This window comes from Sulfitobacter sp. HNIBRBA3233 (genome assembly GCF_040149665.1).
GTDB lineage: Bacteria > Pseudomonadota > Alphaproteobacteria > Rhodobacterales > Rhodobacteraceae > Sulfitobacter > Sulfitobacter marinivivus.
The window spans coordinates 1,019,270-1,038,884 of record NZ_JBEFLP010000001.1; the positions used below are offsets into that span (position 1 = coordinate 1,019,270).

A 19,615-nucleotide genomic window follows, 5' to 3' on the forward strand; every position below is an offset into this window, starting at 1 on the left:
GGCCTTATCTGACACCGAACCGGGAGGGCCCGCAATGGCTGACGATCTGATACACGACCAAAACGCGGGCATCGAACGCCTGCTCGAGATCATGCGCCGCCTGCGTGATCCGCAAACGGGCTGCCCGTGGGACATCGAGCAGGATTTCGACAGTATCGCCCCCTACACCATCGAAGAGGCCTATGAGGTCGCGGACGCGATCGAGCGGCGCGACTGGACCGATCTGGAGGGAGAGCTGGGCGATCTGCTGCTGCAATCGGTCTATCACACCGCCATGGGCGAGGAGGCGGGGCTGTTTTCCTTCCAGTCGGTGGTGCGCACCATCAGCGACAAGATGGTCGCGCGGCATCCGCATGTTTTCGGCGACGAGAGCCGGGACAAATCGGCCGAACAGCAGACCCGCGACTGGGAGGCAATCAAGGCCGCCGAACGCGCGGGCAAGGCCCAGCGCGGCACGCTCGACGGCGTGGCGGTCGGACTGCCCGCGCTCTTGCGCGCCTACAAGCTGCAAAAGCGTGCCGCGCGGGTGGGATTCGACTGGCCGGATGCCAGCCACGTCATCGACAAGATCCGCGAAGAGGCCGCCGAACTGGTCGAGGCGCGTGATACGCTCGGCCCCGACGAGATCGCGGAGGAATTCGGCGATCTGATGTTCGTGATGGCCAACCTCGGCCGCCATCTGGGGATCGAGCCGGAGGCCGCGCTGCGGGCCGCCAACAGCAAATTCACGCGCCGGTTCGAGGGGGTCGAGGCAAAGTTGCGCGCGCGGGGCAAAAAACCCGAAGACAGCGATCTGGCCGAGATGGACGCGCTGTGGGACGAGGTAAAGCGCGACGAAGGCCGCTAGCCCAGAAAAAGGATGCCGGGCATCTCGGCGAGCCGTTCCAGATCACGCGCGTACCGTCCCTGCAGGATCCGCTTCTGGCGGGCGGTGTATTCGGTAAGCCCGCGCGGCGCCGTATCCTCGCGGTGCTCTGCCACGATGCGCTGCCACGCCGCCCGTTCCAGTGTCTCGCCGCGCGCGTAGATCGCCTGCAGCGCCTCGAGCGCGGCATCGGTGGCGGAATGGTTCATCCGCTGCTCGGGTTCGACCACCGGCAGATGCACCGTTTCGGGCACCAGCAGGCGCAGCAGATCGACGCTTCCCTTGCGGCGTCCGTATTCCACCACCACCAGTTCCTGCACCCTCAGATGGGTCAGCACGAGTTCCGCCAGTTCGGGCCAGCCACGGTCCATATGCAGCAGGTTGTAGCGGCTGTCCCTGAACGGATCGCAGTGGTGGTCCTCGGCGCGTTTGCGCCACGCCGAGACATAGAGATCGGCGTAGGCCCGCACGACCAGCACCGCACGCAAAATCGGAACCCCCGCGCCTTGCGACAGGGCCAGCAGACGTTCTTCCGCCGCGGGGTAGAACGTGCCCGAAGCAAAGTGGATCATCCGGCCGGGGATGTTTTCTTCGGACAGGATCATCGCGTTACTGTCAGGCGCACTCAGCCCCTCAAGCTCTGCGGCGATATTGGGGACGAACCGCTTTTCCCACTGGTCCACATTGCGCGGATCGGGCAGCCGCAGGCCCAGCGTGCCGCCCGGAATATCGTCGCGCCCCGGATAGGCCAGATCGTAGCCGGCCCCGCGCAGCAACGCCGCGTTCTCAGCAAGCATCATCTGGAACGAAGACGTGCCCGTACGGTGCGCGCCAAGATGGAGATACAGCGGCTTCATCCCGTGATCGTTACGGGTGAGCGTGCCTGCGCGCAAGGGTGCGAACCGCGCTGGACAAGCTTCGCGGCGCTTGAAATGGTGGCGCAAATTTCACGAACCGAGGATTTCCCATGCCGCCCGCACAGATCATCATCGACACCGACCCCGGACAGGACGATGCGGTCGCCATCCTGCTGGCGCTTGCCAGCCCCGACGAAATCGAGGTGCTGGGGATCACCTGTGTCGCCGGAAACGTGCCCTTGGACCTGACGACGCGCAATGCGCGGATCGTGTGCGAACTGGCGGGCCGCAGGGATGTGCCCGTCTACGCGGGCTGCGACCGCCCGCTCGGTCGCGAACTGGTCACCGCCGAACACGTGCATGGCAAGACGGGCCTCGATGGTCCGACCCTGCCGGAGCCGACGATGCCGATGGCCGAGGGCCACGCCGTCGATTTCATCATCGATACGTTGCGCAGCGCAGAGCCCGGCAGCGTCACGCTGTGCCCGCTCGGCCCGTTGACGAACATTGCCACGGCCTTGCAGAAGGCCCCGGATATCGCCGGGCGCATCGCGCAGATCGTCCTGATGGGCGGTGCTTACTTCGAAGTGGGCAACATCACGCCCGCGGCTGAATTCAACATCTACGTGGACCCTGAAGCCGCCGACGTCGTCTTCTCCTGTGGGGCGCCGATCGTGGTGATGCCGCTCGACGTGACGCACAAGGCGCTGGTCACACGCGAACGCAATGATGCCTTCCGCGCGCTCGGCACCCCCGTCGGGGTGGCGGTGGCGCAGATGACCGACTTCTTCGAACGCTTCGACAAGGAAAAATACGGCTCGGCCGGCGCGCCGCTGCACGATCCCTGCGTGACAGCGTATCTGGTCAACCCCGATCTGTTCAAAGGCCGCCATATCAATGTAGAGATCGAAACCACATCGGAGCTGACGATGGGGATGACGGTCGCGGACTGGTGGGGCGTGACCGAGCGTGCACCGAACGCGACATTCATGGGGGACATCGACGCCGACGGCTTCTTTGCGCTTCTGACCGAAAGGCTGGCCCGCCTGTGAGTGCCGCGCTGACCCTCGCCGCGCCCGAGCATCTGGACAAACTTCTGGGCCTGGTGGCCGCGTTCCATGCCGAGGAAGGGATCGAAGCGACCGACGAGGCCCGCCGGGCGGGACTGGAGCCGCTGCTTCAAGGGATCCCCCACGGTTGCGCCTACCTGATAGGGCCGCCCCGCGCGCCCATCGGCTATGTCGTGATCACCTTTGGCTGGTCGGTGGAGTTCGGTGGCCTCGACGCCATCATCGACGAAATCTACGTGCGCCCCGGCGTGCGCGGACGCGGGATCGCCTCGGAGGCCCTGATCGCCCTGCCCCGTGCGCTTGCCGGTGGCGGCCTGCGCGCCATCCACCTCGAAGTCGACCGCGACAATGCCGCCGCGCTCAAGCTCTACCGCCGCGCGGGTTTCCAGCCGCGCGACAGCTATATGTTCATGTCCAGAAAGCTCTAGATCACGTTCAGCACGATCACCATCAGCAACGAATACAGCATGATACCGCCGATGATCAGCCATGTGCCGTAGTTCCGGCCAAAGCTTGCCTTGGCCAGTTCCTTGGCTTGATAGACCATGTCGGGCCACGTGTAGCTGACGAAATCGCCCTGCGTGAACACAGCCTTGATCCGGCCTTCGGCATCCACCACCGGCAACCGGCGGAAGCGGTCGTTCGACATGATCCGCAGCCAGTCCAGCACATCATCGGTTTCCTTGGCCAGTCGCGGCGATGAGGTCATCAGATCGCCCACCGTTGTCGATGCCGGATCGCGGCCGTGGTTGACCAGTTTGCGCATGATGTCGCGTTCGGTCATCACCCCGATCACCTTCTCGTCATCGTCCACGACGATGACCGACCCGAAGTTCTTGTCGCACATTGCGGCGACGGCATCCTTTACGCTCGCCTCCTTGCGGAATGTCAGGGGTTTGGGTTTATTGCTGAATTCGGGCCGGTCTCTCAGTTGCATACCGGCGTGGTTCTTTGCAGCCATGGGTCGCTCCCTTGTTGAGTTTCTCTTGGGTTTTGACCTAGCGCACAGCCACAAAGGGCAAGACATCTGGTGAATTCCGCCTCGCCCGCCTATATCTGGCCTATGGAAATTTCACTCGACTTCGATAACAGTTTCGCCGCCCTGCCCGACGGGTTCTACACACGCCTTGCCCCCACACCGGTCAAGGCCCCCAGGCTGCTTGCGTTCAACGCGCCACTGGCAAAAACCCTCGGGATCGAGGGGCGCGACGACGCTGCCCTCGCGCAGATATTTTCGGGCAACGAGGTGCCGGACGATGCGGCCCCGCTCGCTCAGCTCTACGCGGGCCACCAGTTCGGCAACTACACGCCACAGCTGGGCGATGGCCGCGCGATCCTTCTGGGCGAGGTCATCGACCGTAGCGGCGCGCGGCGCGACATCCAGCTCAAGGGTGCGGGCCGCACGCCTTATTCGCGCGGCGGCGACGGGCGGGCGTGGCTAGGCCCCGTGCTGCGCGAATACGTGGTGTCCGAAGCGATGCATGCCCTGGGCATTCCCACCACGCGCGCAATGGCCGCCGTGGCAACCGGCGAAGACATCTGGCGCGAGACCGCCCTGCCCGGCGCGGTGCTGACCCGCGTGGCCGACAGCCACCTTCGCGTCGGCCACTTCGAGGTCTTCGCCCACCGCGGCGATACCGACGCGCTGCGCCAGTTGACCGACTACGCCATCGCGCGCCATGCGCCGGATGCCTCCGGGCCACTGGATCTTTTGCGCGCCGTGACCGAACGGCAGGCGACGCTGGTCGCGGCATGGATGTCCGTGGGCTTCATCCACGGCGTGATGAACACCGACAACTGCACCATCTCGGGCGAGACGATCGATTACGGCCCCTGCGCGTTCATGGATGATTTCCACATGGGCCGCGTGTTTTCGTCGATCGACAGCCAGGGCCGCTACGCCTTTGGCAACCAGCCCAACATTCTGGTCTGGAATATGGCGCAATTCGCCACAGCACTGATCCAGCAGATGGACGACCGCGAGGCGGCGGCCGCCGAAGCGACCAAGATCATTCATGCAATGCCCGGCCTGATCGAAGCTGCGTGGCTGAAACGCTTTGCCGCCAAGATCGGTATCGCCGCTCCGCGCGACGGGGATTACGATCTGATCCAGCGCCTGCTGGATCTGATGCAGCGCGATGGCGCCGATTTCACCAACAGTTTCCGCGCCCTGTCCGAAGGCGACGCAGAGGCGCAGTTTACGGACCGTGCGGCCTTTGCCGACTGGTCGCGCGACCACCGCACCCGTTTGGCCGACGAGGACGCGCCCGAAGCGCTGATGCGGCAGAGCAATCCCGCCATCATTCCGCGCAACCACCGCATGGAAGAGATGATCACCGCCGCCGTGGCGGGCGACATGGCACCCTTCGAGCGGCTGATGAGCGCGCTTGCGACGCCCTATACCTCGACCGATCCCGCGCTTGAGACACAGCCGACCCCGTCCGAAGTGGTCGCCGCAACATTCTGCGGCACCTGACTGGCGCCTAACCCGGCCCGCCTACCTGCGCCCGCTGGCGGGGTTTGCGGTTGATCAGGGTGATGCCCACCGCGACCATCACCAGCGCGACCCAGACCTGCGGCGCGATCCGTTCGTCCAGTATCAACCAGCCGAAGATCACCGCGGCCACGGGCGACAGGAAACTGAAGGATGCGACCGAATTGGCAGGATAGCGTTTGAGCAGCCAGAACCAGGCCAGAAACCCCAGCGACGCGATCGCGATGATCTGGAACGCCATCCCTGCGATGTGAATCGGCGCGACCTCGCGCAGGAACGGACCAAAGAGCGGCGCCAGCAGCAAAAGCACCGGCGCCGATATGGCAAGCTGCCCGATAAGCTGGTGCTCCGGCGCGACATCCGCCAGCGGGGTCACCCGGACCAGCAAGGCAATCCCCGCCCACGAAAAGGCGGCAAGAAGCGCCAGGATATCACCGGTCCAGCTGGCCTGCCCGCTGCTGCGGTCCGACAGCGCCAGCACGACGCCGCCCATTGCCAACGCAAGCCCCAGCGTCTTGCGCAAGGTCAGCCCCTCGGACGGCAGCAGGACGGAACTCGCCAGTGCCAGCCAGACCGGCATCGAATAGAGAATGATCGACGCACGGCTCACGGCGGTCAGATCGAGCGCGATGAACAGGCACAGAAATTCGAAGGCGAAAAACAGCCCCGAGACCACAGCCCACGGCAGCGCGTTGCGTGGCATGCGCAAAGACACACCGCGCAGGTACATCCACAAAAGCAGGACCAGCACGGCCCCCGCAGACCGGAAACCGGCGGCAAAGACGGGGCTGAAGCCACCTGCGGTGACCTTGATCACCACCTGATTGAACGCAAGGTGCAGCGCGAAGGCGGTCAGGCATACCGCGCCGATGGCATCCATGCTGTCTTTTCTTTCCATGGCACACTCAAGGCCCGCGCGCGGCGCGATGTCAATCGCACCGGTGCAGGCGCCTTTCCGCTTTTCCCCCTGCAGGCCGCTTGGGATGTGGCAGAATGTGACTAGATGATACCCAAGAAAAGGAGGGCAGAGATGAGCCTGATGAAAACACTCGCCAAGGTCGCGGTCGGCGTGGCCATCGCGAAAGGTGCAAAGCACATGATGGACAGTTCGCGCAGCGGACAGGGCCGCGCGTCGGCCGGGACAGGCCGGCAAGGCGGGCTCGGTGGCTTGCTGGGCGGGCTGTCGGCCAACGGCGCCAGCACGTCGGCCCAGGGCGGGCTCGGCGGTATGCTGGGCGGTCTTCTGGGTGGCAGCAGCGCGGGCACCCGCGGTGGCGGCCTCGGCGGGCTTTTGCAGAACCTCGGCGGCGCGCAGGGTGGCACGGCCGGCACGCAGGGCGGTCTGGGTGGATTGCTTGGCGGTCTTGCCGGTGCTGCAGGCGCAGGTGGTCTGCTGGGCGGTCTGGGCAACACGGTGAACAAGGCCCCGCAGCAGAACGACCAGGATTTCGGCGCGGTGCTGAATTCGCAATTCGACGAGACACCGCAGCCCCCGATCACCCCGTCGCAGGAACAAGAAGCGACCGCCGCGCTGATGCTGGCAGCAATGATACAGGCCGCGAAATCGGACGGTCACTTCGACGCGGAGGAAGAGCGCAAGCTGCTGGACCACCTCGGCGATATCGACGCTGAAGAGGCGGCATTCATCCGCGACAGGATGAACGCGCCGGTGGATGTCGACGCGCTGGTCAACGAGACGCCGCAGGGCATGGGACCGCAGGTTTACGCCATGAGCCTACTGGCGATCGATCTCGATACGCAGGACGAGGCGCAGTATCTGCACAAACTCGCCCAGGGCTACGCGATGACCCCGACCGAGGTAAACGACATCCACGCCCAGCTTGGCGTGCCATCGCTTTATACCTGAGGCTCCGCACACTTCGCGAAGCCTGCCATTTCCGAAACGCAAAACGCGCGCCGCAGTCTCCTGCGGCGCGCGTCTCATATCGGGATAGAGGCTGGTTTCAGCCCTGCGCGGCCTGCTTGCCGCCACCGCCGCCACCGCGACGGCGCCTGCGCGCACCACCGGGGGCACCGGCACCCGCCGGTTTGGCAGCGCCCTGAGGCTGTCCACCGCCGCTGCCGCCGCCACGTCCGCCACGGCCCCGGCCGCGTCCTCCACGGCCTTTCGGCTTGGCGGGGTCTTCCAACACTTCCCACGGACGGCCAGATGCGACGGGAATAGAGGTCTTCATCGTTTTCTGGATGTCCTTCAACTCGCCCATCTCGTCGGGCGCACAGAAGGCAATCGCCGCGCCGTCCTTGCCCGCCCGCGCGGTCCGGCCAATGCGGTGGACGTAGTTGTCAGGTACATTCGGCAATTCGTAGTTGTAGACGAATTTCACGTCCGGAATGTCCAGACCGCGCGCGGCCACGTCGGTCGCCACCAGAACGGTGATCTTGCCGGACTTGAACGCCTCGATCGCGCGGTCGCGCTGGCCCTGGCTCTTGTTGCCGTGGATCGACGCGGCATCGAAGCCTGCCTTGACCAGATCCTTCATCAGCTTCTCGCAGCCGTGTTTGGTGCGCCCGAACACAAGCGCGCGTTCGCCGGGATGCTTGGCCAGAAGCTCTTTCAACAGCTCCTTCTTCTCGGCCTTGGCGATAAAGTGCACCTCTTGGGTGACCTTGTCGGCAGCCTTGCCCGGAGGCGAGACTTCGATCCGGATCGGCTTGTTCAGATAGCTTTCCGCGATCTCGTTCATCAGCTTCGGCATCGTGGCCGAGAACAGCATCGTCTGGCGTTCTGCCGGGATCAATTTCGAAATCTTGCGCAGGTCGTGGATGAAACCCATGTCGAGCATCTGGTCCGCCTCGTCGAGCACAAGGAAGGACGCCGCATCCAGACGCACCGCCCGCCGGTCCAGAAGATCGAGTAGCCGCCCCGGTGTCGCCACCAGCAAATCCACCCCCGGCGCCAGCCGCTTGATCTGGGTGTTGATGTTCTGGCCGCCGACGACCATCGCCACCTTCAGTGGGGTGTTCTGGGCGAAATCGCGCAGGTTCTCGCTGATCTGGGTGGCAAGTTCGCGGGTTGGCGCCAGCACCAGTCCGCGCACCGATTTGGGCGCGGGCCGGCCTTCAAGCTCCAGCATCTGCGCGATCAGCGGGATGCCGAAGGCGGCGGTCTTGCCGGTGCCGGTCTGGGCAAGGCCCATCACGTCGCGGCCGTTCAGCCCGTGCGGAATTGCCTGTTTCTGGATCGGCGTAGGCTCTGTCATGCCCATCAGTTCCAGTCGTTTTACCAGCGTCGCTGGCAGGTCCATCATGTCGAAATCGCTCATATAAGTCTCGCTCGCGCCAAGGTGGCGCGCATCAGGGTGCACGAAAGACGGATCGCGGCGGGGTGCCATCTGCACCGCGCCGTCCGCTTCGCGTTGGCCCCACGCGTGATCTTGGGAACAAAGGGGCGGCCTCTCATGGCAGATCACTGATGTGCTGCAACTGCTCACGCGGCAGGAAGCATCGCCCTGACCCCCACATGGGCCCTTGGGGAGCGGATGTCAACGGCGACGGCCCCCATGGTCTTCACGTCGTGATATGCTAAAGGGATGGCAAAACCTCATTACAGGAATTTGCCATGCCCCCCCGCGCCGACCGTGACCGCCCTTTGCTTGCCGTGTTGATCGACGCCGACAACGTTCCCGCGAAACACGCGGAGGCGATCCTGCGCGAGATCACCTCGATCGGCGAGCCGGCGCTGCGGCGGGTCTACGGCGACTGGTCCTCGGACCGGCTGCGGTCTTGGAACGACAAGCTTCTGTCGCTGGGTCTGGTCGCGGTGCAGGAAACCGCCAACACCAAGGGCAAGAACGCCTCGGACATCGGGCTGGTCATCGACGCCATGGACATCCTGCACGGGGGCCGGTTCGACGGCTTTGTGCTGGTCTCCTCGGACAGCGATTTCACGGCGCTGGCAAACCGGCTGCGCGAGGACGGGCTGACCGTGATCGGCATCGGCGAAAAGAAAACGCCCGAAGCGCTGCGCAACGTGGTCAACCGCTTCATCTTCATCGAGAACCTCGACGGCGAGACACCCAAGACCAAGCCCTCCGAAAAGTCGGCGAGCGCCCTGCCCCTGATCTATGACGCGATGGAAAAGATCGAACAGGAAGACGATTGGTACAACCTTGGCCTGATCGGCCAGACCATTCAGGCGGCCCACCCCGATTTCGACACCCGCAGCTACGGCTACAGCAAGCTTTCGGCGCTGGTGCGTGACATCCCCGCGCTGGAGACCCGCAAGGAAGGCGCGCGCCTGATGGTCCGCGAGAAATAGGGCCGCAACCGCCCGACACATTCCGAAGAAAGGCCCGACATGGATAATCTGCGCGGTGCGCTGCTGATGGTGCTGGCGATGCTCGGCTTCGCGCTGGAAGACGCGGTCATCAAGGTCCTGTCCGCCAGCTTGCCGGTCGGGCAGATACTGATGGGCATCGGCCTTGGCGGCGCCCTCGTGCTGGGGATCTGGGCGATGGCATTGGGGCAGGTTCCCTTCCGGCTTCGGTTCCTGACCGGCAACTCCGGGCTGCGCGCGCTGCTCGAAGGGCTCGCGGCGCTGGGATTCGTCTCGGCGCTGGCGCTGGTGCCGCTGTCGGTCGTCACCACGATCATTCAGGCCAACCCGTTGCTGGTAACACTCGGCGCGGCCCTGTTTCTGGGCGAAACCGTCGGCATCCGCCGCTGGAGCGCGATTGCCGTGGGTCTGGGCGGAGTGCTTCTGGTCCTGCGGCCCTTCGGCACCGAGTTCGACACCGCCGCGCTTTTTGCCGTGGGCGGTGTGCTGGCCATGTCCGCGCGCGATCTGGTCACGCGCCGGATCAAACGTGAGATCACCACGATCCAGCTGTCGATCGTGGGTTTTCTGGCCTCTGTGCCCGCGGGAATTGTCGCCCTTGCCATAGCGGGCACCGCGCCCGTGCTGCCCACAACGCAGGGCTGGCTGTTGCTGGCCACCGCCATCGCCTTCGGCATCCCGTCGATCTACTGCATCATCGCGGCGATGCGTATCGGGGATGTCAGTTTCGTTGCGCCCTTCCGCTATTCACGGATCGTCTTCGGTCTGTCGCTGGGGGTGCTGGTTTTCTCCGAGGAGTTGGACGCGCTCGTGCTGTGCGGTGCGGCGATCATCGCGGCTTCGGGGCTTTATACCTTCTGGCGTGAGCGCAAACAGCGCCATGCCCCCCTTTCAAACACGCCCGGCCCGGTCTAAACCGTCGCTGACCTCAACCTTGACCCAAGGAAATACGCCATGAGCACCATCATCGACATCCACGCCCGCGAGATCCTCGACAGCCGTGGCAACCCCACCGTCGAGGTGGATGTGGTCCTCGAGGACGGCACGATGGGCCGCGCCGCCGTGCCCTCGGGTGCCTCGACCGGCGCCCACGAAGCCGTGGAAAAACGCGACGGTGACAAGAGCCGCTACATGGGCAAGGGCGTTCTGGAAGCCTGCGCCGCCGTCAACGGCGAGATCGCCGAGGCGCTGGTAGGCAGCGACGCCACCGAACAGGTCGAGATCGACGAGATGATGATCGAACTCGACGGCACGCCGAACAAATCGCGGCTGGGTGCCAACGCGATCCTCGGTGTTTCGCTTGCCACGGCCAAGGCCGCCGCCGATTTCTGCTCGCAGCCGCTCTATCGCTATGTGGGCGGCACCTCTGCCCGCGTCCTGCCCGTCCCCATGATGAACATCATCAATGGCGGTGAGCACGCCGACAACCCCATCGACATTCAGGAATTCATGATCATGCCGGTGGCTGCGGACAACATCCGCGACGCCGTTCGCATGGGCGCCGAAGTCTTCCACACCCTGAAGAAAGAACTCTCCGCCGCAGGTCTGGCGACCGGCGTGGGCGACGAAGGCGGCTTTGCGCCCAACATCAGTTCCACCCGTGACGCGCTTGATTTCATTCTGAAATCCATCGAAAAAGCAGGCTACAAGCCCGGCGATGAAATCTATCTCGCCCTCGATTGCGCCGCGACGGAATACTATAAGGATGGCAAATACGTCCTCTCCGGCGAAGGCAAAACGCTCAGCTCGGAGGAAAACGTCGACTACCTCAAGGCGCTGGTTTCCGACTATCCCATCATCTCGATCGAGGATGGCATGTCGGAGGATGACTGGGACGGCTGGCAGGCGCTGACCGCCGCGATCGGCGACAAGGTGCAATTGGTGGGCGACGATCTCTTCGTGACAAACCCCGCCCGTCTTGCCGACGGGATCAGCCGCAAGGCGGCAAACTCGATGCTGGTCAAGGTCAACCAGATCGGATCGCTGACCGAGACGCTGAAAGCCGTCGATATGGCGCACCGTGCCGGGTTCACCAACGTGATGTCCCACCGCTCCGGCGAAACCGAGGATGCCACCATCGCCGATCTGGCGGTTGCCACCAACTGCGGCCAGATCAAGACCGGCAGCCTCGCGCGCTCGGACCGGCTGGCGAAATACAACCAGTTGATCCGCATCGAGGAAGCGCTCGATGCCTCCGCGGAATATGCAGGCCGTGGCATCCTGAAATAAGCGCCTGCCCGCCCGTCACAGGGGACGGCCTCGCGTCGCGCACAAAAAAAGGGAGGGCTGATGCCCTCCCTTTTCGCATTCCGCGTACCCGTTCAGTCGTCGAAGATGCCCTCGTCGACTTCGGGCAGTGCTTCCAATTCCTCTTCGGTCAGGTTCGTGACGTAGTTGAACTGACGATCTTCACCGCCGCCTACGAATTTCACCGTTTCCATCGACAGGATCACGTCGCGGTCACCGATGTCGAGGAAGCCACCGATCTCTGCCAGAACGCCGACCATCTGGCCATCGCGGTTCAGCAGAACGTCGCTGATGTCGCCGACTTTCACCCAGTTGGTATCGACGGTGGTATAGGTCGCATCGTCGGTCCAAGTGGTGCCTTCGACAGTGGTGTCCATGCGGTAGATCGCGCCATCCTCGATCTGGCCAGCGGCGATCAGGTTGGATGTGTCCATCATCCCCCCGCTGCTGTGGGACTCGGCAAAGGCCATCCCGGCTGTCGTGGCGAGGATCGCGGCGGCTGTTGTCATCATCTTGCGTGTCATTGTCTGCTCCTTCTTGAGTGTTCAGTGGCCAAACGCATGCCCCGACCAGAGAGTTCGCGGAAATCCGGTTTTTCTTCGCCGCAGGATAAACTAGTTTACACGCGAATTCAGGAAGCACCTGCCCCATGACCATCACCGACCAGCCAACACTGATGCTCCGCGCCGCGACAGATGCCGATGATCTCGCGCAGGTGCAGCAGCTGTGTTGGGAGTACCGCAGCCATCTGATGCAAAACTCCCCCATCGACGCCAAACTGACCGAGACATTCTATCCCGATCCGGTGTACCGGCAGCTGATGGAGGACCTGCCAAAGCTGCACGCGCGGCCCGGCGGTGTCATCCTGCTGGCAAGCTTGGGCGGGCGTGCGGTCGGTTGCGGCATGACCCATGCGCTGTCCCCCGACACCGCCGAGATCAAGCGCGTCTTCACCGCGCCCGACGCACGCGGCCACGGCGTGGCGAGGGCGTTGATCACGGCACTTCTCGATCAGGCCCGCGCCGACGGCTTTTCCCGCGCGGTTCTCGATACATCGGTCAATCTTGGCCCCGCCCGTGCGCTTTACACCAGTCTGGGCTTTCGCGAACGCGGCCCCTACCAGGACATCCCGGAGGACGTTCTGCCCCATTTGGTTTTCTTCGAGGCACTCTTGTGACCGGCACAAACGTGGCCCCGATGACGCCCGAAGAGATCATCGCCCATCTCGATCTGGCACCGCATCCCGAAGGCGGCCATTACCGCCAGACATGGATCGCCGGGAACGAAGGCCGCCCGACCGGCACCTGCATCTATTTTCTGCTCCGCGCGGGCGAGCGCAGCGATTGGCACCGCGTCGATGCGACCGAGATCTGGCACTTTCACGCGGGCGATCCGCTGCAACTGGAACTCGCAGAATCAGAAAGCGGACCGGCGCGCACGCATCTGCTGACCGGTGATCTGCGTCAGGGGATGCCTCAGATCATCGTGCCGCAGGACCACTGGCAAAGGGCGGCCAGCACCGGTGCCTATACGCTGGTCAGCTGCACGGTATCGCCGGGGTTCCGCTTCGAAGGGTTCGAGCTGCGCCCCGATCTTGAGATTCCGCGCTGAAACGCGCGCAACATCGCCTGCGGACTGCCGCCCGTCGCCGCGGGCGGTCCCTGAAACATGGCGTGCGCGCCAGCGCGCCGCGGGATCACTGCACGGCGGCCATGCCCTCGCCGGGATAGCTTACGGTTCCGCCGCCCACCGCCGCGCCAACACCAGTTGTGCTGGGACAGGAGGTGGGAAGCCCCCGCGCCACCCGCACGGCCAGAAACGCAAAGGCCTGCGCCTCCAGCATATCGCCGTCCAGACCGACATCCTCCACCGGCGCCACCGGACAATCCAGCGCCACGCGCAGCATTTCCATCAGAACCGGGTTTTGCCGCCCCCCGCCGGTGACGAGAACTTTCGAGGGCGGCGCGGGGCAATGCTGCATTGCCTCCACCACGCCTGCGGCGCACATCGCAGTCAGCGTTGCGGCGGCGTCGGCATCCGACAATTCGCCCACCAGCGCGACCATCTCCGCGAAATCGTTACGGTCCAGCGATTTCGGCGGGATCCGCGCGAAATAGGGTTCGGCAAGGAACAGCTCCAGCGCGCCGGCCTCTACCGTGCCGCGCCGCGCCAGCGCACCGTCGCGGTCGAATGGCTGGCCGCGACGGGCCTGCATCAGATCATTCAGCGGCGCATTCGCCGGACCGGTATCGAAGGCCAGCAGCGCGCCCTCGTCCTGCGGTGCCGCAATCGCGGGATCGACCCAGGTCAGATTGCCCACCCCGCCGAGGTTCAGGAACGCGACCGGCTCCCTGGCCCCGATATGGCGCGCGCAGGCGTGGTGGAAAAACGGCGCCAGCGGCGCGCCCTCCCCGCCCAGCTCGACATCCGCGCTGCGAAAATCCCAGACCACCGGCACCCCCAGCCTGTCCGACAGCATCGCCCCGTCGCCCACCTGCAACGTCCCGTGGACGCGCGGGGCATGGGCCAGCGTCTGCCCGTGAAAGCCGATCAGGTCCGCATCGCGAAATCCCTCCAGCGCCTCCAGATGCGCCGCCTCGATGATGCGCGTGGCCTCGGCCACCTCGGCACCCGACCATTTGCCAAGCCCCGCCGCGATCCCGCTGCGCTCGGCCTGCGAATAGCCGCGATAGGCGTGCCGCCCGAAACTTTCGATCCGGTGGCCATCGGTGCGCAGCACCGCCACATCGACGCCGTCCAGAGACGTGCCCGACATGGCCCCTGCGGCCGTCAGCATTCCGGTTTTCGCTATGCGCCCGCTCATCGGTTTTGATGCCTTTTCCTTTGGTCTTGCCCGGCCTATAGATGCCCCGCAACACCACGCGAGGGCAAGCGCCATGACATATCATCCCAAGTCCGATTTCGTCGCCGTGATGATGGAGCGCGGCTATCTCGCCGACTGCACCGACTACCAGGGGCTGGACGAGGCGCTCAAGGTCGGCGGCCAGCCGGGCTATATCGGCTTCGACGCGACGGCGAAATCGCTGCACGTGGGGTCTCTGATCCAGATCATGATGCTGCGCTGGCTGCAAAAGACCGGCGGCAAGCCGATCACCCTGATGGGGGGCGGCACCACCAAGGTGGGCGATCCGTCGTTTCGGGCGGACGAACGCCCGCTGCTGGGGCCTGAGCAGATCGACGCCAATATCGCGGGCATCAAGCAGGTCTTTTCCGCCTACCTGACCTACGGCGACGGGCCGACCGATGCGATGATGATCAACAACGCGGAATGGCTCGATGATCTGAACTACCTCGATTTCCTGCGTGACATCGGGCGGCATTTCTCGATCAACAGGATGCTGTCGTTCGAAAGTGTGAAATCGCGTCTGGACCGCGAGCAATCACTGTCGTTTCTCGAATTCAACTACATGATCCTTCAGGCATACGATTTCATGGAGCTGCACCGGCGCTACGGATGCATCCTGCAGATGGGCGGCAGCGACCAGTGGGGCAATATCGTCAACGGGATCGACCTGACCCGCAGGGTCATCGACGGCGAGGTCTACGGTCTGACATCGCCCTTGCTGACCACCAGCGATGGCAAGAAGATGGGCAAATCGCAGTCCGGTGCGATCTGGCTCAACGGCGACATGCTCAGCCCCTATGAATTCTGGCAGTTCTGGCGCAATACCACCGACGCGGATGTGGGCCGGTTCCTCAAGCTTTATACCGAGCTTCCGGTCGACGAATGCGACCGTCTGGGCGCGCTGGCCGGATCCGAGATCAACGAGGCAAAGATCCGCCTTGCCAACGAGGTGACAACCCTGCTGCACGGGGCCGAGGCCGCCGCCGGCGCCGAGGCCACCGCGCGCGACGTGTTCGAGCGCGGCGGCGTGGGCGAGGATCTGCCCACCCTGACCCTGACCGCCGAAGAAGTCGGCGACGGTATTTCCGTGGTACAGTTGATCGTCCGCGCGGGTCTGGTGAAATCGGGCAAGGAAGCCAAGCGGCTGATCGCCGAGAACGGGGCGCGCATCGATGACCGGCCGCTCGGGGATGCCGGCCTGATGCTGGACCGCGCGGCGCTCGCTTCCCCGGTGAAGCTGTCAGCGGGCAAGAAGCGTCACGCGCTGGTGCAAATCGCGGGCTGACTGTCGTCATTAATCGGGTATTAACCATTTCCGGGCGATTGTCCGGCAATGTACCATGCTCCGATCCATCCCGACCGCCCCCGTGATCCGCACGCGCTGATGCAGGATCCCGCCTTTGCCGCGGCACTCCGGCTCTACGGCGAGGACCCGCTTGAATTGCCGGGCGGCCAGATCCTGCTGCGGCGGCGTCTCATGGGGATGACCGTGGCGATGCTGCCGCGATGCGCCCCGCCGCCCGATCTGGATGCCGCGCTGCGCGCCCATGGCCTGCACCGCCAACCGCTGATCCTGTCGCCGCAAGCGCCTGCGCCGGTGCCGGGCGCCCTGCGTCTGTGCGCGCCGCGCGAACGGCTCGTCCTGCCCATCGCCCCCGGTGCAGACCAGCGGCGCGCCCTGCTTCACCAGAAATGGCGCAACCAGCTGCGCCGTGCAGAGGATGCCGGACTGCAGGTCACCTACGCGCCGCTTCGGCCCGACGACGATCTGCTCTGCGCCGCCGAACAGCAGTCGCATTTTCGCGGGTACAGGGATTGGCCGACGGCACTGACGCGGGCCTTTGCGCAGGTGGCGCCCGACCAGACCCGTCTTTTCACCGCGCATCACTGCGGGGCCCCGGTGGCATGGATGCTGTTCTTGGTGCACGGCTCGGCGGCGACCTACCACATCGGGCTGACGACGGACCACGGGCGCGCGGTCCATGCCCATAACCTCGTTCTGTGGCGGGCCCTTGGCTGGCTTGCGGCCCGCGGCATTGCCTCGCTCGACATGGGGCTGAGCGTGCCGGAAGCTGCCGGGCTTGACCGGTTCAAGCAGCGCGCCGGTGCGGTACGACAGCAGACAGGCGGCACATGGCTGCGCTGGCGCCCCCTTGCACGCGGCAGGAAGCCGTGATTATCTGAACACCTGTTCAGAAAGGGAGAGCGGAATGGACCTGTCGACCACGGCTGCCATCATCACGGGCGGCGCATCCGGACTGGGCGAGGCAACGGCCCGCCATTTCGCGAAAAAAGGCGCTCAGGTCACTCTTCTCGACCGCGACACGGAACGCGGCGCCTCCGTTGCGCAGGACATCGGCGGCCATTTCGTCGAAACGGACGTCACCGATGAAGCGTCGGTGCAGAACGCCGTCGAGACGGCCATCGCCCGGATGGGGCGGATCACCGCCGCCGTGAACTGCGCGGGCATCGCCCTCGGCATCAAGACCACGGGCAAGGACGGCCCCCACCCGCTGGACGCGTTCCAGCGCACGGTGGACATCAACCTTGTCGGCAGCTTCAACGTGGCGCGTCTGGCGGCCACGGCCATGGCGAAAAATGAACCCGACGCCGATGGCGCGCGCGGCGTCATTATCAATACCGCCTCCGTGGCGGCCTTTGACGGGCAAAAGGGTCAGGCGGCCTATGCCGCGTCCAAGGGCGGCATCGTCGGCATGACCCTCCCCATGGCCCGCGATCTGGCGAAAGAGCGTATTCGGGTGATGACCATCGCGCCGGGCATCTTCGGCACGCCGATGCTGCGCGGCCTGCCGCAGGAGGTGCAGGACAGCCTCGCCGCGACGGTGCCGAATCCGCCACGGCTTGGCGATCCTGACGAATACGCGCGGATGGTCGGGTTCATCGTCGAAATGGGCTATCTCAACGGCGAGGTCATCCGCCTGGACGGTGCGCTGCGGATGCAGTGACCCGCCTTCGCGGAGAGAAACCCGGCTAGAGACACCACCGGCTCAGCAACGCTCAGCTGCGCCTTGCCTCTTTCACCGGCTTCTTGACTGGCGACCAAAGCGGCTGATCTCAGCCCGCGGCGCGCTCTTCCAGTGCCAGCCATTCCTCTTCGGCGGCGTCGAGCTTGGACTGCCGCTCGATCAGCGCATCGGTGGCTTTCTGGAACTTCACCGGCTCGCGGGTGAAAAGATCCGGGTCGCTCATCAGCTCTTGCAGCTTGGCGATCTCCGCTTCCAGCCGCTCGATCTCTTTCGGCAGCGCCTCCAGCCGGTGTTTCTCGGTGAAGCTCAGGCCTGATTTCGGCTTCTCCGCCTCGGCCTGCTTCTTTGCGGGACCGGTCTTGGATTTGGTCACGCTGCCGCTGAAATCATCCTGCCCCCGCTGGGCGATGTAATCGCTCCAACCGCCCGCATAGACGGTGGCACGGCCGTTGCCTTCCATCGCGATGGTGGTGGCCGCCACACGGTCCAGAAAGTCCCGGTCGTGGCTGACGAGGATCACGGTGCCATCGTAGGTATCCAGAAGCTCTTGCAGCAGGTCCAGCGTTTCAACGTCCAGATCGTTGGTCGGTTCGTCGAGCACCAGCAGATTGCTTTCGCGGGCCATGATCTTGGCCAGCAGCAGACGCGCCTTTTCGCCCCCCGACAGGGACCGCACCGGCGCACGCGCCTGCGCCTCGTCAAAGAGAAATTCCTTGAGGTATCCGACCACATGCTTGGGCTGTCCGCGCACCAGCACCTGATCGGCCTTGCCCGACACCCGCATCTCCGGATCGCCGGTCAGGCTGTCCCAGAGCGACATGTTCCCGTCCAGCTGGTCGCGCCCCTGATCCAGCAGCGCCAGCTCGAGGTTGGTGCCGATCTTGATCGTGCCGCTGTCGGGCTCTTCGCGCCCGATCATCATGTTCAGAAGCGTCGTCTTGCCAACGCCGTTGGGGCCGACCAGCGCGATCCGGTCGCCGCGCTGCACCGTGATCGAAAAATCGCGCAGGATCGTCTTGTCGCCGAACGACTTTGCCACGCCGTCGGCCTCGATCACCTTGCGGCCCGATTTCGGCCCGGCCTCCAGCGCCATGGCGGCGGTGCCTTGCCGTTTGATCTGGCCCGCGCGTTCGGCCCGCAGGTCTTGCAGGGCGCGCACCCTGCCCTGATTGCGCTTGCGCCGCGCCGAGATGCCCTCGACAGCCCAACGGGCTTCGGCCTTGATCTTCCGGTCCAGCTTGTGGCGCTGCTGGTCCTCGTCTTCCCAGACCTTGTCCCGCCACGCCTCGAAGCCGTCGAAACCGATGTCCTGACGGCGCACCGCACCGCGGTCGATCCAGAGCGTGCCGCGCGTGAGCGCACGCAGGAACGCGCGGTCGTGGCTGATCACCACAAAGGCGGTGCGCGTGGCCTTCAGCTCCTGTTCGAGCCAGCCGATCGCCTCGATATCCAAGTGGTTCGTCGGCTCGTCGAGCAGCATCAGCTCGGGCTCGGACGCCATCAGCTTGGCCAGCGCCGCGCGGCGGCGTTCGCCACCCGATGCGGTCGCCACCGGGCGAGCCGGATCGAATTTCAGCCCCTCACCCGCGCGCTCGACCTTGTAAAGCTCGCCGGGGTCCAGCCCGTCGGAGGCAAAATCGCCCAGTGTCTCGAAATCACCGAGATCGGGATCCTGCTCCATATAGCCGACCTGCACGCCGGGACCGGTGACCACGTCACCGCTGTCGGCATCGACAAGCCCGGCCATGACTTTCATGAGGGTGGATTTGCCCGACCCGTTGCGCCCGACAAGGGCCAGACGGTCGCCCGGCTGAACCACCAGCGAGAGGTCGGAAAAGACAGGATCGCCCCCGAAGGTGAGCGATATGTCGGTGAGCTGTAAAAGGGGTGCGCGTGCCATGACCCGCGCCTACTCTGCCGCGCGGAAATCGT

20 protein-coding genes are annotated in these 19,615 nt (G+C 64.9%); 13 read left to right on the forward strand and 7 right to left on the reverse strand.

Features of this window, described 5'->3' with window-relative positions:
* Window positions 1-34 precede the first annotated feature (34 nt).
* Window positions 35-847 (forward strand): nucleoside triphosphate pyrophosphohydrolase, encoded by an 813-nt coding sequence (mazG, locus tag ABMC89_RS04870; RefSeq protein ID WP_349565766.1) that lies wholly within the window; start codon window positions 35-37, stop codon window positions 845-847.
* Here mazG and ABMC89_RS04875 read toward each other — a convergent pair.
* Entirely contained in the window at window positions 844-1,722 is an 879-nt protein-coding gene (locus ABMC89_RS04875) for a hypothetical protein (protein WP_349565768.1), read from the reverse strand. The two genes, mazG and ABMC89_RS04875, sit on opposite strands and share 4 nt — an antisense overlap.
* A 110-nt stretch (window positions 1,723-1,832) precedes the next feature.
* On the opposite strand from ABMC89_RS04875, the gene ABMC89_RS04880 reads away from it, so the two are divergent.
* Both ABMC89_RS04880 and ABMC89_RS04885 read left to right on the forward strand, forming a co-directional pair.
* A complete protein-coding gene (locus ABMC89_RS04880; RefSeq protein ID WP_349565770.1) occupies window positions 1,833-2,774 on the forward strand; it encodes a nucleoside hydrolase in 942 nt (313 codons plus the stop codon).
* The gene (locus tag ABMC89_RS04885) at window positions 2,771-3,220 is read left to right on the forward strand and encodes a GNAT family N-acetyltransferase (protein WP_349565772.1); all 450 of its coding nucleotides are present in this window, start codon (window positions 2,771-2,773) and stop codon (window positions 3,218-3,220) included. Before ABMC89_RS04880 ends, ABMC89_RS04885 begins: the two co-directional genes overlap by 4 nt.
* Here the strand turns inward: ABMC89_RS04885 and ABMC89_RS04890 are convergent.
* The gene (locus ABMC89_RS04890) at window positions 3,217-3,753 is read right to left on the reverse strand and encodes a CBS domain-containing protein (RefSeq protein WP_349565774.1); all 537 of its coding nucleotides are present in this window, start codon (window positions 3,751-3,753) and stop codon (window positions 3,217-3,219) included. The two genes, ABMC89_RS04885 and ABMC89_RS04890, sit on opposite strands and share 4 nt — an antisense overlap.
* A gap of 102 nt (window positions 3,754-3,855) precedes the next feature.
* On the opposite strand from ABMC89_RS04890, the gene ABMC89_RS04895 reads away from it, so the two are divergent.
* The gene (locus ABMC89_RS04895; protein ID WP_349565776.1) at window positions 3,856-5,268 is read left to right on the forward strand and encodes a protein adenylyltransferase SelO; all 1,413 of its coding nucleotides are present in this window, start codon (window positions 3,856-3,858) and stop codon (window positions 5,266-5,268) included.
* 7 nt (window positions 5,269-5,275) lie between these two features.
* On the opposite strand, the gene ABMC89_RS04900 is transcribed toward ABMC89_RS04895, so the two are convergent.
* Window positions 5,276-6,184 carry a DMT family transporter gene (locus ABMC89_RS04900; RefSeq protein ID WP_349565778.1) on the reverse strand — a complete coding sequence of 303 codons (909 nt, stop codon included), beginning with the start codon at window positions 6,182-6,184 and terminating at the stop codon, window positions 5,276-5,278.
* 132 nt (window positions 6,185-6,316) lie between these two features.
* Between ABMC89_RS04900 and ABMC89_RS04905 the strand changes: the two genes are divergently transcribed.
* Window positions 6,317-7,153, forward strand: coding sequence for a tellurite resistance TerB family protein (locus ABMC89_RS04905; protein WP_349565780.1), 837 nt, complete (start codon window positions 6,317-6,319; stop codon window positions 7,151-7,153).
* A gap of 97 nt (window positions 7,154-7,250) precedes the next feature.
* On the opposite strand, the gene ABMC89_RS04910 is transcribed toward ABMC89_RS04905, so the two are convergent.
* The gene (locus tag ABMC89_RS04910) at window positions 7,251-8,570 is read right to left on the reverse strand and encodes a DEAD/DEAH box helicase (RefSeq protein ID WP_349568517.1); all 1,320 of its coding nucleotides are present in this window, start codon (window positions 8,568-8,570) and stop codon (window positions 7,251-7,253) included.
* Window positions 8,571-8,866: 296 nt separating this feature from the next.
* On the opposite strand from ABMC89_RS04910, the gene ABMC89_RS04915 reads away from it, so the two are divergent.
* From ABMC89_RS04915 to eno, 3 genes are read left to right on the forward strand one after another with little or no spacing between them, the layout of a single operon-like run.
* Window positions 8,867-9,565, forward strand: a complete 699-nt coding sequence (locus tag ABMC89_RS04915; protein WP_349565782.1) for an NYN domain-containing protein — start codon at window positions 8,867-8,869, stop codon at window positions 9,563-9,565.
* Between the two features lie 39 nt (window positions 9,566-9,604).
* Window positions 9,605-10,498 carry a DMT family transporter gene (locus tag ABMC89_RS04920; RefSeq protein ID WP_349565784.1) on the forward strand — a complete coding sequence of 298 codons (894 nt, stop codon included), beginning with the start codon at window positions 9,605-9,607 and terminating at the stop codon, window positions 10,496-10,498.
* 39 nt (window positions 10,499-10,537) lie between these two features.
* Window positions 10,538-11,812, forward strand: coding sequence for a phosphopyruvate hydratase (eno, locus tag ABMC89_RS04925; protein WP_349565786.1), 1,275 nt, complete (start codon window positions 10,538-10,540; stop codon window positions 11,810-11,812).
* A gap of 92 nt (window positions 11,813-11,904) precedes the next feature.
* Here eno and ABMC89_RS04930 read toward each other — a convergent pair whose 3' ends face one another.
* Entirely contained in the window at window positions 11,905-12,354 is a 450-nt protein-coding gene (locus tag ABMC89_RS04930; RefSeq protein ID WP_349565788.1) for a PRC-barrel domain-containing protein, read from the reverse strand.
* Window positions 12,355-12,479: 125 nt separating this feature from the next.
* On the opposite strand from ABMC89_RS04930, the gene ABMC89_RS04935 reads away from it, so the two are divergent.
* Together ABMC89_RS04935 and ABMC89_RS04940 are read left to right on the forward strand one after the other, a co-directional pair.
* A complete protein-coding gene (locus tag ABMC89_RS04935) occupies window positions 12,480-13,007 on the forward strand; it encodes a GNAT family N-acetyltransferase (RefSeq protein WP_349565790.1) in 528 nt (175 codons plus the stop codon).
* Between the two features lie 20 nt (window positions 13,008-13,027).
* The gene (locus ABMC89_RS04940; RefSeq protein WP_349568519.1) at window positions 13,028-13,441 is read left to right on the forward strand and encodes a cupin domain-containing protein; all 414 of its coding nucleotides are present in this window, start codon (window positions 13,028-13,030) and stop codon (window positions 13,439-13,441) included.
* An 85-nt stretch (window positions 13,442-13,526) separates the two neighbouring features.
* On the opposite strand, the gene ABMC89_RS04945 is transcribed toward ABMC89_RS04940, so the two are convergent.
* A complete protein-coding gene (locus tag ABMC89_RS04945; protein WP_349565792.1) occupies window positions 13,527-14,654 on the reverse strand; it encodes an anhydro-N-acetylmuramic acid kinase in 1,128 nt (375 codons plus the stop codon).
* A 73-nt stretch (window positions 14,655-14,727) separates the two neighbouring features.
* Here ABMC89_RS04945 and tyrS point away from each other — a divergent pair, with 73 nt between their 5' ends.
* From tyrS to ABMC89_RS04960, 3 genes are read left to right on the forward strand one after another with little or no spacing between them, the layout of a single operon-like run.
* Window positions 14,728-15,981, forward strand: coding sequence for a tyrosine--tRNA ligase (gene tyrS, locus ABMC89_RS04950; RefSeq protein ID WP_349565794.1), 1,254 nt, complete (start codon window positions 14,728-14,730; stop codon window positions 15,979-15,981).
* 48 nt (window positions 15,982-16,029) lie between these two features.
* Window positions 16,030-16,872: a GNAT family N-acetyltransferase gene (locus tag ABMC89_RS04955; protein ID WP_349565796.1), complete on the forward strand. Its 843-nt coding sequence runs from the start codon at window positions 16,030-16,032 to the stop codon at window positions 16,870-16,872.
* A gap of 34 nt (window positions 16,873-16,906) precedes the next feature.
* Entirely contained in the window at window positions 16,907-17,662 is a 756-nt protein-coding gene (locus ABMC89_RS04960; RefSeq protein ID WP_349565798.1) for a 3-hydroxyacyl-CoA dehydrogenase, read from the forward strand.
* 109 nt (window positions 17,663-17,771) lie between these two features.
* Here ABMC89_RS04960 and ABMC89_RS04965 read toward each other — a convergent pair whose 3' ends face one another.
* Window positions 17,772-19,583, reverse strand: coding sequence for an ABC-F family ATP-binding cassette domain-containing protein (locus ABMC89_RS04965; protein ID WP_349565800.1), 1,812 nt, complete (start codon window positions 19,581-19,583; stop codon window positions 17,772-17,774).
* Window positions 19,584-19,615 lie beyond the last annotated feature (32 nt).

Excerpts from the sequence above, each read along its gene's own strand:
- ABMC89_RS04895 (WP_349565776.1), top strand. The coding sequence starts at position 3,856 with ATGGAAATTTCACTCGACTTCGATAACAGTTTCGCCGCCCTGCCCGAC.
- ABMC89_RS04905 (WP_349565780.1), top strand. The coding sequence starts at position 6,317 with ATGAGCCTGATGAAAACACTCGCCAAGGTCGCGGTCGGCGTGGCCATC.
- ABMC89_RS04960 (WP_349565798.1), top strand. The coding sequence starts at position 16,907 with ATGGACCTGTCGACCACGGCTGCCATCATCACGGGCGGCGCATCCGGA.
- tyrS (WP_349565794.1), top strand. The coding sequence starts at position 14,728 with ATGACATATCATCCCAAGTCCGATTTCGTCGCCGTGATGATGGAGCGC.
- eno (WP_349565786.1), top strand. The coding sequence starts at position 10,538 with ATGAGCACCATCATCGACATCCACGCCCGCGAGATCCTCGACAGCCGT.
- ABMC89_RS04910 (WP_349568517.1), bottom strand. The coding sequence starts at position 8,570 with ATGAGCGATTTCGACATGATGGACCTGCCAGCGACGCTGGTAAAACGA.
- ABMC89_RS04945 (WP_349565792.1), bottom strand. The coding sequence starts at position 14,654 with ATGAGCGGGCGCATAGCGAAAACCGGAATGCTGACGGCCGCAGGGGCC.
- ABMC89_RS04890 (WP_349565774.1), bottom strand. The coding sequence starts at position 3,753 with ATGGCTGCAAAGAACCACGCCGGTATGCAACTGAGAGACCGGCCCGAA.
- ABMC89_RS04930 (WP_349565788.1), bottom strand. The coding sequence starts at position 12,354 with ATGACACGCAAGATGATGACAACAGCCGCCGCGATCCTCGCCACGACA.
- ABMC89_RS04940 (WP_349568519.1), top strand. The coding sequence starts at position 13,028 with ATGACGCCCGAAGAGATCATCGCCCATCTCGATCTGGCACCGCATCCC.
- ABMC89_RS04920 (WP_349565784.1), top strand. The coding sequence starts at position 9,605 with ATGGATAATCTGCGCGGTGCGCTGCTGATGGTGCTGGCGATGCTCGGC.
- ABMC89_RS04955 (WP_349565796.1), top strand. The coding sequence starts at position 16,030 with ATGTACCATGCTCCGATCCATCCCGACCGCCCCCGTGATCCGCACGCG.
- ABMC89_RS04900 (WP_349565778.1), bottom strand. The coding sequence starts at position 6,184 with ATGGAAAGAAAAGACAGCATGGATGCCATCGGCGCGGTATGCCTGACC.
- ABMC89_RS04965 (WP_349565800.1), bottom strand. The coding sequence starts at position 19,583 with ATGGCACGCGCACCCCTTTTACAGCTCACCGACATATCGCTCACCTTC.
- ABMC89_RS04915 (WP_349565782.1), top strand. The coding sequence starts at position 8,867 with ATGCCCCCCCGCGCCGACCGTGACCGCCCTTTGCTTGCCGTGTTGATC.
- ABMC89_RS04880 (WP_349565770.1), top strand. The coding sequence starts at position 1,833 with ATGCCGCCCGCACAGATCATCATCGACACCGACCCCGGACAGGACGAT.
- ABMC89_RS04935 (WP_349565790.1), top strand. The coding sequence starts at position 12,480 with ATGACCATCACCGACCAGCCAACACTGATGCTCCGCGCCGCGACAGAT.
- ABMC89_RS04875 (WP_349565768.1), bottom strand. The coding sequence starts at position 1,722 with ATGAAGCCGCTGTATCTCCATCTTGGCGCGCACCGTACGGGCACGTCT.
- mazG (WP_349565766.1), top strand. The coding sequence starts at position 35 with ATGGCTGACGATCTGATACACGACCAAAACGCGGGCATCGAACGCCTG.